Below are 13,658 nucleotides of genomic sequence, written 5' to 3' on the forward strand. Positions count from 1 at the left end.
AAAGTTTTGAAATTATTGAGTGTTTCGCACATTTAGAATATCCCTAACAATCTTGAGGTGATGCTCAGTATGAAGTTTAAGAAATCTCAGGGTTTGTTGCTTGTTCAACTGTCCAAAATACGGATGCTTAAAATTGGCTGTTTTTGGTAGGTCTATAACGTGTTGTAATTCGCTCTTGGCATAATTGACCTGTTTTTTTAAATCCTCTGCTGTTATGATTTCGGGTGGTAAGACAGCTTTGGGTGATTTGCCTTTACCTCGTGGTATATAATTGAATGTAAAACAATACAGTCTCATTGCACTGAAATTGGGTTTGAAGCCTTCAGGGTCTGATTGCTGTAGAAGTCCGGCTACACCATTAACCACTTTTAAACTATGGTCTAAATGCCAAGCGATATTCGATTTTGAAACTGCTTTGTTTTCTGTAGTTGCTTTAGTTATATGATTTTCAATTTCAGAAAGTTGTTTCTGTACTGCTTTTATGTATTTCATTGAATAGATATGTAATATCAATATATGGAAAAGAATTGAAGCAAGTACATATTGATTTTCCCAAATTCATTATAAGAGTTTCTAAATAAAAAATCCCAAGCCTGCGACTTGGGATTTGTATGATGTGATTCCAGTTTCTACAAGAATCTTAGTATCTGTAATGTTCCGGCTTAAAAGGCCCTTCAACTGTTACACCGATGTACTCGGCTTGGTCTTTTTTAAGCTCTGTTAGTTCCACACCGATTTTTTCCAAATGTAACTTTGCTACTTTTTCATCGAGGTGTTTTGGAAGCATGTAAACCTCGTTACCGTAAGCTTCACTATTTTTCCAAAGTTCAATCTGAGCCAAGGTTTGGTTAGTAAATGAATTACTCATCACAAAACTTGGGTGACCCGTTGCACAGCCTAAATTGACCAAACGACCTTCGGCTAAGACAATGATATCTTTACCATCAATGGTGTATTTGTCCACTTGAGGTTTAATGGTGTCTTTGGTGTTGCCATAATTGTCATTTAACCACGCCATTTGAATTTCATTGTCAAAATGACCGATGTTACAAACGATGGTTTTGTCTTTCATAGCTTTGAAATGCTCATCTCTTACGATGTCTTTGTTTCCGGTAGTTGTGATAACGATATCCGAATTTCCGACAACAGTTTCCAAACGCTTTACTTCAAAACCGTCCATAGCAGCTTGCAATGCGCAGATTGGGTCAATTTCAGTAACGGTTACAATAGAACCAGCGCCTTTAAATGAAGCAGCTGTTCCTTTACCAACGTCTCCGTAACCACAAACGGTTACGCGTTTCCCAGCTAACATTATATCAGTAGCACGACGAATGGCATCTACTGCAGATTCTTTGCAACCGTACTTATTATCGAATTTAGATTTTGTCACAGAATCGTTAACGTTAATAGCAGGCATTGGCAATGTACCGTTCTTAACACGCTCGTAAAGTCTGTGCACACCTGTGGTTGTTTCTTCCGAAAGCCCTTTGATGCCTGCGGCCAATTCAGGATATTTATCCAAAACCATATTGGTTAAATCGCCACCGTCATCTAAAATCATGTTTAAAGGTTGACGGTCTTCCCCAAAGAATAAGGTTTGCTCTATACACCAATCAAACTCCTCTTCAGTCATGTCTTTCCATGCATAAACAGAAGTTCCGGCAGCTGCAATAGCAGCGGCAGCTTGGTCTTGGGTTGAAAATATGTTACAAGAACTCCAAGTAACTTCAGCTCCCAAAGCTTGTAAGGTTTCTATTAAAACAGCAGTTTGTATGGTCATGTGCAAACAACCTGCAATACGTGCACCTTTTAAAGGTTGCTCGTTTTTGTATTCCTCTCTAAGGCTCATTAAACCTGGCATTTCTGCCTCGGCCAATTCAATCTCTTTGCGTCCCCATGCCGCAAGCGACATATCTTTTACCTTATTCGGTACGTAAGCAACAGTTTTAGTACTCATTTTTTATGTATTTCTATAGTTTTTAAAATGCAACAACTTTGGGTTTCGCGCCTAAAAATGGCTAAATTCGTCTCTCAAAATGTTGCTTTGCTTAAAGCGAGTGCAAAGATAATCAATAACATTCACAATACTAAATGCCACTTTATAAATCCATTAGCCATAACTCACAAACTACTGTTAAAATATGGCAGATTACCGAATCTTTTAAGGACTTGATGGTGCCATTGGATTTAAAACCCGAAAGCCTTTCTAGGGTCGAAAGCATGAAGAGCACATTACACCAACGTGGCTTTTTAAGCGTTCGGCATTTGTTACGAGAGTTTGGGTATACAGACCAAGATTTGTTTTATGATGACCACGGCAAACCGCATTTAAAGGACGGTAAACATATTTCGATTACGCATTCTTTTGAATTTTCGGGAGTTATAATTAGTCATTCTGAAGTCGGTATCGATATCGAAAAACAACGCGAAAAGATTGCTATTATAGCTAAGAAATTTGTGGATTATGAATTTCAATATTTAAGTTTGAAGGCTTCAGATTATGTGAGAAAGCTAACCGTCATTTGGGGCATAAAGGAATCCTTGTATAAATTGTTTGCCACGCCAGGCATGTTGTTTCGAGAGCATTTTTTGGTCATTCCGTTTACGCTTGAAGATTCGGAGACGGTCTGCTGGATTGACTACAACAACCAAAAACACCGTTACAATGCTAATTATTTAGAATTTGAAGGCTTCACCTGCGCTTATGTTGTTGAATGATGGATAAACAGATTTATAAAAACATACAAACCGCTATAAAAAATCAACAGCGTTTGCTGGCCATTTTACTGGACCCAGACAAGTTGAGTATAGCTGATGTTTCAGAAGTGACAAATAAAATTAATGCTTCAATCGCTACACATATTTTTGTAGGTGGTAGTACTGTGGATGATAATAGAACGGAGGCGCTTTTAATCGAATTGAGAAAGCACACTGACTTACCATTACTAGTTTTCCCCGGGGATACTAATCAAATTTCAAATGAAGCTGATGGTTTGTTGTTTTTATCCTTGATTTCAGGGCGAAATCCGGATTATTTAATTGGAAAGCAAGTCGAAGCCGTTTCAAAATTGAGAGAATCGAATCTGGAAGTCATTCCAACAGGATACATCCTTATTGGTGAAGAGAACGAAACAGCAGTTGAAAACGTAAGCCAAACAAAGCCTATTCATTCCGAAGATATTACAACTATTGCTGATACCGCTAAAGCAGGAGAGTATTTAGGTTTTAAATTAATCTATCTCGAAGCTGGGAGCGGAGCCAATCACTCTGTGACTTTTGAGGCTATTCAGCAAGTGAAATCAGATTTAAATATACCGCTAATTGTTGGTGGCGGTATTATGTCTAAAGAAGCCTTTGAGACTGCCCACCAAGCTGGAGCAAATATGGTCGTTATTGGGACGGCTTTTGAGAATGATTTGGAATTCTTGGACTATTTAGAAACTAAGTATCAAGTAGAATTATAAAAATTTCTTCCCTTTGGGAAGATTAAGATGGGAACCATGCAAATATCCGTTGAGTTAACTTACTCGCCATTACAAGCCGATTACGAAGCTGAAATAATTGATTTCATAAAACGGTTGAGGACTTCTAAATTCAAAATTTTGGAAAATCCATTGAGCACCCAAGTCTACGGGGATTATGATGAAGTGATGGCCTTTTTAACCAAAGAAATCAAAGTGGCTTTTGGCGCAATAGATATTGGACTGATGCACCTAAAAATCGTAAAAACGGACCGAAACGATTATGAACGGAATTATTGATTTCTTTTTCGGGCAGTACGCCGACTACGAAACACTCGATACTGTTTTAGAAATTATCGCGGTGGTCTTTGGATTTCTATCAGTTTGGTTTTCAAAGCAAAATAAAATTTGGGTCTTCCCTACGGGAATGATAAGCACATTAATTTTTGTGTATTTGCTTTTAAAGTGGGAACTGCTCGGCGATATGATGATTAATGCCTACTACTTTATCATGAGTATTTACGGTTGGTATATTTGGACGAGGAAAGTCGATGAATCGCAAGTCACACCAATTTCAAGAACCACTAGCAAAGAGAAGCAAATCAGTCTCGTCATATTCTTGGCCACATTAGGCTTTGTTTATGCCGTTTATCAAACTTTCGATAAATGGACAAGTTGGACGGCCTATGTAGATACCATCACAACAGCCATTTTCTTTGTAGGCATGTGGCTAATGGCTCGACGAAAAATCGAGAATTGGATATTCTGGATTATCGGCGATATTATTTCAGTGCCATTGTATTTTTATAAAGGCTTTACCTTTACCAGTTTTCAATATTTAGGCTTTACCTTTATCGCCATTTTTGGATACTTAGCATGGAAGAAAAACTTAAACAGCAACCATCAGACTGCATAAAAATTGTGTTGTTTGGTCCAGAATCAACGGGTAAAACGACATTGTCCCGACAGTTAGCCGAGCATTACCAAGCGCTTTGGGTGCCTGAGTATGCGCGAGAGTACCTGCAAAAAAAATGGGATGAGACAAAAACGATATGCCAACCCGAAGATTTATTGCCCATTGCTATCGGACAAATGCAACTCGAAAACGAACTCGCAAAACAAGCCAACAACATTTTAATTTGTGACACAGATTTGCTTGAAACAAAAGTCTATTCCGAAGCCTATTTTTCAAGTACCTGCGACTCGATGCTCGAAAAATACGCTCTAGAAAATTCTTACGATTTATACTTTTTAACTTATATTGACACCCCTTGGACTCCTGATGATTTAAGGGATAAACCAGGCGAGCGAGAGTGCATGTTTCAAGCGTTTGAAAATGCATTGAACGAAGCCAAAAGGCCTTATGTGTTACTAAGGGGCAATGAAAAAAAGCGATTTAAAACGGCTACCGAATATATTGACAAACTACTAGAAAAACGCTTATGCATCTGAAAGATTCAGATATAAAATACATTACGGACAAAGGACTCACTTTGGACCAGGTTGAATCTCAATTGCAGATCCTAAAAAAAGGTGTGCCCTTTAGTAATATTAAAGAAGCAGCAACTTTAAACAATGGTATAATAGTTCTTACACCAGAACATCAGGAATTATATCTGTCGAGTTATAGTGAAAAAATACAAGGCAAGTCTGTTATTAAATTTGTGCCTGCTTCAGGGGCTGCAACACGCATGTTCAAATTTCTTTATAGATTTTTAGATGAGTTCAATCCCAACGAACAGTCTTTAAATTTTTATATTAATAAGAACAAGGCAAAAGATCTGTCATTGTTTTTGGTAGGGCTGGAAAAGTTTCCATTTTATAATGCTGTCATCGAAAAGTTACAAGAAAAGCTGAAATATGAAGAGCAGCTATCTGCTGGACATTATGCACACGCTTTTGTTGAAACGATGTTGTCTAATGATGGTTTAGATTTTGGTAATTCTCCAAAAGGGCTCATACCGTTTCATAAGTACAAAGATGGTAGCATTGCTACAGCTTTTGAGGAGCATTTATTCGAGTCCGCACTTTATAGTGCAGATTCTAAAATGATAAAACTCCACTTCACTATTTCCGAGCGTTTTAAGGATAAATTTAAGGATGAATTTAAACGTATTCAGAAAAAAGTAGAAGCCATAACAGAGTGCGAATTTAATATTGGTTATTCGTTTCAGCACGAATCAACGGATACCATAGCCGTTAAGGTAACCAATGAACCAATGAGGAATGCAGATGGTAGCTTGCATTTTAGACCTTCTGGTCACGGCGCACTTTTAAAAAATCTTAATGACTTAGACAATGACATTATCTTCATTAAAAATATAGATAACGTTGTTGTTAAGCATTATAAAAATGAAATTGCCAAATACAAGAAAGTCTTAGCCGGATACCTTCTAACGATTCAGGAGCACATTTTCGACTTTTTGAAGCAGTTGGATGATACTGATATTTCCGAAAGCGACATCATCACAATCGCCGAGTTTCTGGAACGTCAACTCAACGTTAGAATTACTGAGGAATTTGAAAAATATTCAAACGAATATAAAATCGAATACCTCCGCGATAAATTAAATCGTCCGCTCAGAGTCTGTGGTATGGTTAAGAACGAAGGCGAACCAGGCGGAGGCCCGTTTTGGGTACGGAATCAGAGTTGGGTGGAATCGTTGCAGATTGTGGAATCTGCGCAAATCAATATTAAAGACAAGCAACAGCGAAAAATTCTCAAAAATGCGACGCACTTTAATCCGGTAGATTTGGTATGTGGCATAAAGGATTATAAAGGCAATAAGTTCGATTTGCAACAATTTGTAGACCATAAGGCCTCTTTTGTGACCATGAAAACCAAGACAGGAAAAGACATAAAGGCACTTGAACTCCCAGGACTTTGGAATGGAAGCATGGCACATTGGAATACTATTTTCATAGAAGTCCCACTGATAACGTTTAGCCCAGTAAAAACGGTGAATGACTTACTGAAACCACCGCACCAAATTAGATGATAAATTTCGAAGATTTACTTTCTGAAGTCAGCTATAAAGCCGTACGAAGTTCGGGAGCAGGTGGGCAAAACGTCAATAAAGTGGCCACGAAAGTAGTCCTACAATTTAATATTGAAGAAAGTCAAATCCTGTCTGAAGAACATAAGGAAAGACTTCGTGAATTCTTCAAAACACGACTTGATAAAAATGGAATATTAACGCTGAATTCTAGCGAAAGCCGAAGTCAATTCAGGAATAAAACTCTTGTCACACAACGTTTTTTAGAATTATTGGAAGAAGGCTTAAAAGAAGAAAAAGAACGCATTCCTACCAAAACCCCAAGAGCCGTGAAGCAAAAGCGGTTGAAGAACAAGAAAATACAAAGCGACAAAAAAGCAAATCGGAAGAAACCTGATGTTTGATATTCTTTTTTCATAATGATATCATCGTAATATTGCAATATTACGATGATTGCTGTATTGGAAATAAAATTTCCATCATTTTACCCATAAAAATCATTTTCTAAACTACCTTTGCAACGTTCTCAATAAAGGGGTGCTATATTAAATTTAAAGTGTCAATAGGTATAGAAGTGGTAAACTTTGAACCATAGACTTGAAGCTTTGAACTAAACACGGCTGAGAATATACCCATTGAACCTAGAACAGGTAATGCTGTTTAGGAAAGCGAGCGTTAAGAAAATGTCTAGTAGACATTTTTAGCGAGTGCGATTAGTTCAACGATTTAGATTTCAAACCGAAACTAAATCATGAAAAAATTGTCAAAGTAAAGCTCACAAATTAAGAATTGTAACAAAGAATAATCGCCTCTTTTTATTCGAAATAAAAATTGTATTTCGAATGTTTTCATTTAAAAAATGTAGCACTTTAGCTCTAGGGCTTATCTTCAGTTTTAGTGCTTTTGCCCAAGACAAACCACAAGATTCTACCAAACTCGAAAAACTGGACGAGGTTTTGGTCAAAGCCGTCCGTGTGGATGCCAAGTCGCCAATTACCCACAGTAATGTGTCTAAAAAGGAAATTGCTAAGCGCAATTTGGGGCAGGACATTCCTATGCTCTTAAACTTCTTGCCTTCTGTTGTGACCACTACTGATGCCGGAGCAGGTATTGGATACACAGGCATCAGAGTTAGGGGAATTAGTTCTCAATCCACTAACGTTACCATCAACGGTATTCAATACAACGATTCTGAATCGCTTGGCACATTTTGGGTGAATTTGGGGGATTTTGCTTCCTCTATTGAAAGTCTTCAGTTGCAAAGAGGCGTTGGTACATCGACCAATGGTGCCGGAGCTTTCGGTGCGAGTATCAATATTTTAACGGATGCTACTTCTGCCGAATCTCTGGGCGAAATTTCAAACTCGTTCGGAAGTTTCAATACCAGAAAACATACGGTAAAATTTAGTACGGGTCTTCTTAATGACCATTTCGAAATTGCGGGAAGACTATCCAATATACAATCAGATGGATTTATAGATAGAGCCTCTTCAAACTTAAAATCGTACTTTTTGCAAGGCTCCTACGTGGATGATAATACCTTGATTAAAGCCATAACCTTTGGTGGAAATGAAGTTACATACCAATCTTGGTACGGCTTTGAATCCGCAACGATTGATGCTATTGGTTTTAACCCAAATATTGAAGAAAACAGTCAATTTAATATCGCTGGAATCATTTTCGATGACGAAGGTAATTTTGAAGGCTACCACAACAATCAAGTGGACGACTATAGTCAAGACCACTTTCAACTCCATTGGAACGAACGCTACAACAGCAACTGGTCTACAAATATTGGTTTGAATTATACTAACGGGCGTGGATTCTTTGAAGAGTATGTTGATGATTATTTATACAGCAATATCTATTTTTCTGACGATGCCACTTTCGATTTTCTTGGTCTCGAACCTATAAATATGGATGGCGAAACCATAAATTCCATGGATTACATTAGACGTCGATGGTTAGACAACAACTTTTATGTGATTAACGCTAGCGCGAATTATAAAGAAAATAATTTGAATGCCATTTTTGGAACGTCTTACAGTTATTACGATGGCGACCATTTTGGCGAAATCATTTGGGCAGAATATGCTAATCAGCTCAATTTTGAAGAACGTTATTACGATGGAAACAGTATCAAAACCGATTTGTCATTTTTTGCAAAAGCCAATTACAGGTTGAATGATAAAGTCAGTCTTTACGGAGATTTACAATTGCGAAATGTCAATTATGAAACCACGGGAACTTCTTCAGATTTGGTTCTGTTTGAAATCGATAAGGACTTTTCATTCTTCAATCCCAAAGCCGGAATCACCTACGAACTGAATGACAACAACAACTTTTACTTTTCGTATGCTAGAGCCAATCGTGAACCCAATCGTACGGATTTTGAAGCCAATGCCGATGTAAGGTCAGAGCAGTTAAACGATTTTGAATTAGGTTGGAGACACCAATCCGACAAATTGCGTTTTAACGCCAATGTATATTATATGTTATATAATGAGCAATTGGTACTTTCTGGTCAGTTAGATGATGTGGGGAATCCTTTTAGAACCAACAGTGGCGACAGTTATCGCCTAGGGTTGGAGTTAGAAGCGGTTGTGCCACTGACTGAACAACTTACACTTCAGCCTAATGCCACAATCAGTTCCAACAAAAACATGGAAACCATTGTATCGTTAGATGGTGACTTCGTCAATTTAGGAAAGACGGATATTTCATTTTCACCAGAATTGGTGTGGGCTAATGCTTTTGTATATCAGCCTTTTGAAAACCTTCAGATGTCATTATTGAGCAAATATGTCGGAGAGCAGTTTTTGAGCAATACGGAATCCGAATTTTCGAAATTAGACAGTTATTTTACAACGGATTTCAACATCGTATATACCATTAAGACAGAAAAGATTTTCGATTCAATTGTATTAACAGGATTAGTCAACAACATCTTTGACGAGCAATATGTGTCTAATGGTTATTACTATACGTTTGATGATGATTTTTCAAATCCAGGAACAGTCACTACTATTGAAGGAGCAGGATTCTATCCGCAAGCGGGCACCAACGTTTTGCTAGGTGTAACTCTTAATTTCTAGTTATTAACCACAAACTGGTTATTGCCTAAAGCCGTAACCCTGTATTCTCTAAGTGTGCAGGGTTGCGGATTATTACCCACAATTTGGCCAGAAAGCAACTCGTATTCATTCCCGTCTGGGCATCCGCAAGTCGCTGTAAGTCCATTAATCATTAACCCTGAACAACTCGATGGTGCATGATTGGGGTCCGAGCCATCCCAAGCGCGTATTGTTCCAGAATTTACAGCGACAAGAATCAATCCATTATTGCCAGGGCCTTCAACACGTACCGCATTCACTGGGAATTGAAGTTGGTTAAATTGGGGAAGATTGAGGTTGACGTTAAAATTAACACCAACATTGAGTAGAAAGCTACATTGGTTGGGGCGGTCATCGCCGGCACAACCAAAAAATAGTATAGATAGGAGTAGAAAAGCTACTTTTTTCATCTTGTTTCTGTGAATGCAGAAATCTTTTACGTTTACCATAGAATTTTGAAACTAAAGTTAAATTTTAACTTTTTTTACGCTAGCGCAATTTACAATATTTCAGTCGTCGACTAATAATTTTGTATATTTGTTGAACAATCTCGTGAAAGCGGGATTTTTTGCGTTTTCTCGGATAGCTCAGCCTATATTTTAGAGTTGTATTCGAGATTATTCAATTTATAGCATAACGATTAAACGACAGAATTATGAGTAAAGTATCATACTATACAGCGGAAGGATTAAAAAAATTAAGAGAAGAGCTAAATCAGCTTAAGGATATAGAGCGCCCAAAAGCATCACAAGCGATTGCAGAGGCAAGAGACAAGGGCGATTTGAGTGAAAATGCAGAATACGATGCGGCCAAAGAGGCGCAAGGTATGTTGGAAATGAAGATTTCTAAAATGGAAGAGACTCTAGCCAATGCACGCGTAATTGATGAGTCGCAATTAGATACGTCTAAAGTTTTGGCCTTGTCAATTGTAAAGATTAAAAACCAAACAAATGGTATGGAAATGACCTATACCTTGGTGGCAGAAAGTGAAGCCGATTTGGCCTCTGGTAAGATTTCAGTAAACTCACCTATTGGTAAAGGTTTATTAGGAAAATCTGTTGGTGATATTGCAGAAATACAAGTACCAAATGGCATAATGAAATTTGATATTTTGGAAATTTCGAGATAACATACCAAGGTTCATTTTGAGAATATTATCACAGACCTGTCAGGTTTTTAAAACCTGACAGGTCTAGTTCTTTAATAACAAAATCATCTTTCAAAGAATCTTTTATCTTTACTAGAAATAACATCAAAAATGGCTTCGATTTTTACAAAAATTATAAATGGCGAGATTCCTTCGTATAAAATTGCTGAGACTGATGATTTTTATGCGTTTTTAGATATCAATCCCAACACTAAAGGACACACATTGTGCATTCCAAAGCAAGAGGTCGATAAGCTATTTGATTTAGACGAAGAGACTTATGCTGGACTCATGGAATTTTCTAGAAAAGTCGCCAAGGCCATTGAAAAAGCCATTCCCTGTAAACGTGTTGGTATGACCGTCATTGGTTTGGAAGTACCACACGCTCACATCCATCTTATTCCTCTTCACGGTATGGAAGATGCGCGATTTACGTCCAAAACCAAGATGACACCAGAAGAATTTGAGACTACGGCCCAACGGATTGCTTCTCAATTGAGTTAACTTAATTTTTTTCGATTGATGTTCTGGAAAAAGAAACCAAAATTACCTATTACTTCAGAAGATAAGGCTTGGGTCGACGATTGCTTAAAATGGTTGCGCAGTGAACTAAGTGAAAGACATTTCTTAGAAATAAAGACAGTTACTCCAACCAAAGATTTTTACAATAGGACATTTGATGGAACTGAGGATGACGCTCATTTTATTTTGAAGCGAACTATGGAGTTAATGTGCATTAAGGATGTAGATATTGAATTAGAATTCTTTTCTGACAATGCAGTTCATTCAGAAGACGGTTCTATACTAACTACACCATCCGAAGAAATCGATGGTTCTTGGGATAGTGCTGCAGGGATATATGAAATGAAAGATGGAGAATTAAAGATTTACATTGAGCGTGAGCAACTAAAAAGAACGATTTCATTAATCGCAACAATAGCACACGAATTAGCACACCAAATACTGATTGGAGAAAATAGAATTGAAAAAAATGATGAATATTTAACGGATCTGGTCGCTATAACTTATGGTTATGGAATTTTCTTAGGGAACAGTCGTTTTGATTTTTCAACGTTTAGTACTTTTGATGGAGGAGGGTGGCAGTCGAGTGCTCAAGGCTATTTACCCGAACAAGTTATTGCGTATACAATGGCTAAACTCTCTTTTGAAAGAGGAGAAAATATAGACTTCAACCAGTTTCTTGAAAAAGAAATAAAAACCTATTTCTTACAGAGTTATAACTATTTGGAGACTAATTAGATTTCAATAATCCCAGTCACAAACAAAACAATCCCAATAATTATCAAGAGGTCTACAATAATAAACGCATAAGCCAAAGGCTTTAGTTTAAAGGATTTCTTTTTGGGAACCACAGCACGTTCGTGATAGGCTACAACACGTTCTATATCATCATCCCAACGGACAGGAAAAATCTCTGTATTACAGGTTTTACAATGCATCTCATGCTTGGTGTCTTCCGTAATGGCCTTCACAAATACATTGTCAGTCATCTTTTGCTTAAAAGTTAAATGCAATCCATCGTTGCTGTAACATTCTGGACAATTGTTCTTTAACTGTACGTCTTTTAGCGTAAAATAATCGGTTGATGCCATAAGTCTAAGATAAAACTTTTAACGAAATCTGAAAGGTCGTGCCTTTGTTCAACTCAGAATTAAGTACTTTTATTTTCCCATTGTGGTATTCTTCAATAATACGTTTGACAAGGGATAAACCTAAGCCCCAACCTCGGGTTTTTGTTGTAAATCCAGGTTGAAAAATAGTATTAAATTTAGATTTCGGGATACCTTTTCCGGTGTCGGAAACACAAATAATCACCTGTTTTCCTTGTTGCTTAAGTTCCAGATTAATAGTGCCTTTTCCCTTCATGGCGTCGATACCATTTTTCACAAGATTTTCAATCGTCCAGCTATATAACGGCGCATTGAGGTTTACTAGTATTTCTGTATTGGGAATAGAACTTTTAAAATCAATCAATTTTGAACTTCGAGCTTTCAGGTAACTAAAAGTGTCTTCCGTGACAGCCACAATATCTTCTTGTTTCAAGGTAGGCACGGAACCAATCTTACTAAAGCGCTCGGTAATGGTTTGCAAGCGGTCAACATCTTTTTCGATTTCTGAAATGTAGTCAGGATTTACCTGTTCGCTCTTTAGGATTTCAGTCCAACCGATTAAAGAAGATAAGGGTGTCCCAATTTGATGGGCCGTTTCCTTGGCCATACCCGTCCAAAGTTTATTCTGTTCTGCATTTTTAGAACTTCGGTAAAAGAAATAGACCACAGCCCCAAAGAGAAGAATGATAAGCAAAAGGGCGAGTGGATAATACTTTAATTTTTTTAAAAGAGGAGAGTTGCCATAATATAAAGTTTGATTGAGTTCTTCAATATACAAGGGCTCGTTTTCCCGTTTCAATTTTTCTAAGAGCATATTTTTATTCTCAAAAACGAAAGATTCGTCGAGACTATCATTCAAACGTTGTACAAAATCACCTTCCCCACGGTATTTATTGGGAGCGAAAATATTTCTAAATCGTTCTATGTCATTGTTTTTATCTACTAACAACATAGGCGTGTTAATTGTAGAATCAAGAACAATGTACTGAGCCACTTCATTAACTTCAAAGTCATCAGGGTTTTCAGGGTTAGTAGTCAGATTTTCAACATATTCATTATACGCAAAAGTCCAACTCTTCATTTTGGCGCGCTCTTCAGCCTTAAAATACTGAAAGAAGGTATAGGTGTTCCAAAGAATGAGGGAGACAATGACAAACGAGGAGATAATCATTATCCATCGCAGGGCATTTCGTTTTGTGGGTAGCGCCATGTAGTGCTTTAATTTCTGATTTTAAATATAATGCATTTCTTCGGAAAATATTGTGGATAAGTCCTTCGACGAAACCTAAAAACCTTTTGAGATTGGTTAT

Annotated in this window: 16 protein-coding genes; 11 read left to right on the forward strand and 5 right to left on the reverse strand. The window is 37.4% G+C overall.

Annotation, left to right across the window (positions count from 1 at the left end; all coding sequences use genetic code 11):
* Window positions 1–12 precede the first annotated feature (12 nt).
* Both ACFOSX_RS04780 and ahcY read right to left on the reverse strand, forming a co-directional pair.
* Window positions 13–492 (reverse strand): DUF1569 domain-containing protein, encoded by a 480-nt coding sequence (locus ACFOSX_RS04780; RefSeq protein WP_386097547.1) that lies wholly within the window; start codon window positions 490–492, stop codon window positions 13–15.
* Between the two features lie 148 nt (window positions 493–640).
* On the reverse strand, window positions 641–1,957 hold the full coding sequence (gene ahcY / locus ACFOSX_RS04785) for an adenosylhomocysteinase (RefSeq protein ID WP_386097549.1): 1,317 nt from the start codon (window positions 1,955–1,957) through the stop codon (window positions 641–643).
* A 134-nt stretch (window positions 1,958–2,091) separates the two neighbouring features.
* Between ahcY and ACFOSX_RS04790 the strand changes: the two genes are divergently transcribed.
* From ACFOSX_RS04790 to ACFOSX_RS04825, 8 genes are all read left to right on the forward strand, one after another.
* Window positions 2,092–2,718, forward strand: a complete 627-nt coding sequence (locus ACFOSX_RS04790) for a 4'-phosphopantetheinyl transferase family protein (RefSeq protein ID WP_386097551.1) — start codon at window positions 2,092–2,094, stop codon at window positions 2,716–2,718.
* Entirely contained in the window at window positions 2,718–3,464 is a 747-nt protein-coding gene (locus ACFOSX_RS04795) for a geranylgeranylglyceryl/heptaprenylglyceryl phosphate synthase (RefSeq protein WP_386097553.1), read from the forward strand. Before ACFOSX_RS04790 ends, ACFOSX_RS04795 begins: the two co-directional genes overlap by 1 nt.
* A 36-nt stretch (window positions 3,465–3,500) precedes the next feature.
* On the forward strand, window positions 3,501–3,761 hold the full coding sequence (locus ACFOSX_RS04800) for a hypothetical protein (protein ID WP_386097555.1): 261 nt from the start codon (window positions 3,501–3,503) through the stop codon (window positions 3,759–3,761).
* A complete protein-coding gene (gene pnuC, locus ACFOSX_RS04805; protein WP_386097557.1) occupies window positions 3,745–4,377 on the forward strand; it encodes a nicotinamide riboside transporter PnuC in 633 nt (210 codons plus the stop codon). Before ACFOSX_RS04800 ends, pnuC begins: the two co-directional genes overlap by 17 nt.
* Window positions 4,338–4,913 carry an AAA family ATPase gene (locus ACFOSX_RS04810; protein WP_386097559.1) on the forward strand — a complete coding sequence of 192 codons (576 nt, stop codon included), beginning with the start codon at window positions 4,338–4,340 and terminating at the stop codon, window positions 4,911–4,913. Before pnuC ends, ACFOSX_RS04810 begins: the two co-directional genes overlap by 40 nt.
* Entirely contained in the window at window positions 4,904–6,460 is a 1,557-nt protein-coding gene (locus ACFOSX_RS04815) for a DUF4301 family protein (RefSeq protein WP_386097561.1), read from the forward strand. The genes ACFOSX_RS04810 and ACFOSX_RS04815 overlap by 10 nt, the downstream gene beginning before the upstream one ends.
* Window positions 6,457–6,861: an alternative ribosome rescue aminoacyl-tRNA hydrolase ArfB gene (gene arfB, locus ACFOSX_RS04820; RefSeq protein WP_386097563.1), complete on the forward strand. Its 405-nt coding sequence runs from the start codon at window positions 6,457–6,459 to the stop codon at window positions 6,859–6,861. Before ACFOSX_RS04815 ends, arfB begins: the two co-directional genes overlap by 4 nt.
* Before the next feature lie 438 nt (window positions 6,862–7,299).
* The gene (locus ACFOSX_RS04825; RefSeq protein WP_386097565.1) at window positions 7,300–9,552 is read left to right on the forward strand and encodes a TonB-dependent receptor; all 2,253 of its coding nucleotides are present in this window, start codon (window positions 7,300–7,302) and stop codon (window positions 9,550–9,552) included.
* Here ACFOSX_RS04825 and ACFOSX_RS04830 read toward each other — a convergent pair.
* The gene (locus ACFOSX_RS04830; protein WP_386097567.1) at window positions 9,549–9,980 is read right to left on the reverse strand and encodes a hypothetical protein; all 432 of its coding nucleotides are present in this window, start codon (window positions 9,978–9,980) and stop codon (window positions 9,549–9,551) included. The genes ACFOSX_RS04825 and ACFOSX_RS04830 overlap by 4 nt on opposite strands.
* 245 nt (window positions 9,981–10,225) lie before the next feature.
* Here ACFOSX_RS04830 and greA point away from each other — a divergent pair, with 245 nt between their 5' ends.
* The 3 genes from greA (at window position 10,226) to ACFOSX_RS04845 (ending at window position 11,977) form a co-directional block, all read left to right on the forward strand.
* Window positions 10,226–10,699, forward strand: a complete 474-nt coding sequence (gene greA / locus ACFOSX_RS04835; RefSeq protein WP_386097569.1) for a transcription elongation factor GreA — start codon at window positions 10,226–10,228, stop codon at window positions 10,697–10,699.
* Between the two features lie 129 nt (window positions 10,700–10,828).
* Window positions 10,829–11,221: an HIT family protein gene (locus tag ACFOSX_RS04840; protein WP_386097571.1), complete on the forward strand. Its 393-nt coding sequence runs from the start codon at window positions 10,829–10,831 to the stop codon at window positions 11,219–11,221.
* 18 nt (window positions 11,222–11,239) lie between these two features.
* Window positions 11,240–11,977 carry a hypothetical protein gene (locus tag ACFOSX_RS04845; RefSeq protein WP_386097573.1) on the forward strand — a complete coding sequence of 246 codons (738 nt, stop codon included), beginning with the start codon at window positions 11,240–11,242 and terminating at the stop codon, window positions 11,975–11,977.
* Here the strand turns inward: ACFOSX_RS04845 and ACFOSX_RS04850 are convergent.
* Together ACFOSX_RS04850 and ACFOSX_RS04855 are read right to left on the reverse strand one after the other, a co-directional pair.
* Window positions 11,974–12,330, reverse strand: a complete 357-nt coding sequence (locus tag ACFOSX_RS04850; RefSeq protein WP_386097575.1) for a hypothetical protein — start codon at window positions 12,328–12,330, stop codon at window positions 11,974–11,976. The two genes, ACFOSX_RS04845 and ACFOSX_RS04850, sit on opposite strands and share 4 nt — an antisense overlap.
* Before the next feature lie 4 nt (window positions 12,331–12,334).
* On the reverse strand, window positions 12,335–13,558 hold the full coding sequence (locus ACFOSX_RS04855; RefSeq protein ID WP_386097577.1) for a sensor histidine kinase: 1,224 nt from the start codon (window positions 13,556–13,558) through the stop codon (window positions 12,335–12,337).
* Window positions 13,559–13,658 lie beyond the last annotated feature (100 nt).

This window comes from Winogradskyella maritima (assembly GCF_042650215.1).
GTDB classification, from domain to species: domain Bacteria; phylum Bacteroidota; class Bacteroidia; order Flavobacteriales; family Flavobacteriaceae; genus Winogradskyella; species Winogradskyella maritima.

Bases quoted from the DNA above. Each gene is read 5' to 3' on its own strand.
- ACFOSX_RS04780 (WP_386097547.1), bottom strand. From the start codon at position 492: ATGAAATACATAAAAGCAGTACAGAAACAACTTTCTGAAATTGAAAAT.
- ahcY (WP_386097549.1), bottom strand. From the start codon at position 1,957: ATGAGTACTAAAACTGTTGCTTACGTACCGAATAAGGTAAAAGATATG.
- ACFOSX_RS04790 (WP_386097551.1), top strand. From the start codon at position 2,092: ATGCCACTTTATAAATCCATTAGCCATAACTCACAAACTACTGTTAAA.
- ACFOSX_RS04795 (WP_386097553.1), top strand. From the start codon at position 2,718: ATGGATAAACAGATTTATAAAAACATACAAACCGCTATAAAAAATCAA.
- ACFOSX_RS04800 (WP_386097555.1), top strand. From the start codon at position 3,501: ATGCAAATATCCGTTGAGTTAACTTACTCGCCATTACAAGCCGATTAC.
- pnuC (WP_386097557.1), top strand. From the start codon at position 3,745: ATGAACGGAATTATTGATTTCTTTTTCGGGCAGTACGCCGACTACGAA.
- ACFOSX_RS04810 (WP_386097559.1), top strand. From the start codon at position 4,338: ATGGAAGAAAAACTTAAACAGCAACCATCAGACTGCATAAAAATTGTG.
- ACFOSX_RS04815 (WP_386097561.1), top strand. From the start codon at position 4,904: ATGCATCTGAAAGATTCAGATATAAAATACATTACGGACAAAGGACTC.
- arfB (WP_386097563.1), top strand. From the start codon at position 6,457: ATGATAAATTTCGAAGATTTACTTTCTGAAGTCAGCTATAAAGCCGTA.
- ACFOSX_RS04825 (WP_386097565.1), top strand. From the start codon at position 7,300: ATGTTTTCATTTAAAAAATGTAGCACTTTAGCTCTAGGGCTTATCTTC.
- ACFOSX_RS04830 (WP_386097567.1), bottom strand. From the start codon at position 9,980: ATGAAAAAAGTAGCTTTTCTACTCCTATCTATACTATTTTTTGGTTGT.
- greA (WP_386097569.1), top strand. From the start codon at position 10,226: ATGAGTAAAGTATCATACTATACAGCGGAAGGATTAAAAAAATTAAGA.
- ACFOSX_RS04840 (WP_386097571.1), top strand. From the start codon at position 10,829: ATGGCTTCGATTTTTACAAAAATTATAAATGGCGAGATTCCTTCGTAT.
- ACFOSX_RS04845 (WP_386097573.1), top strand. From the start codon at position 11,240: ATGTTCTGGAAAAAGAAACCAAAATTACCTATTACTTCAGAAGATAAG.
- ACFOSX_RS04850 (WP_386097575.1), bottom strand. From the start codon at position 12,330: ATGGCATCAACCGATTATTTTACGCTAAAAGACGTACAGTTAAAGAAC.
- ACFOSX_RS04855 (WP_386097577.1), bottom strand. From the start codon at position 13,558: ATGGCGCTACCCACAAAACGAAATGCCCTGCGATGGATAATGATTATC.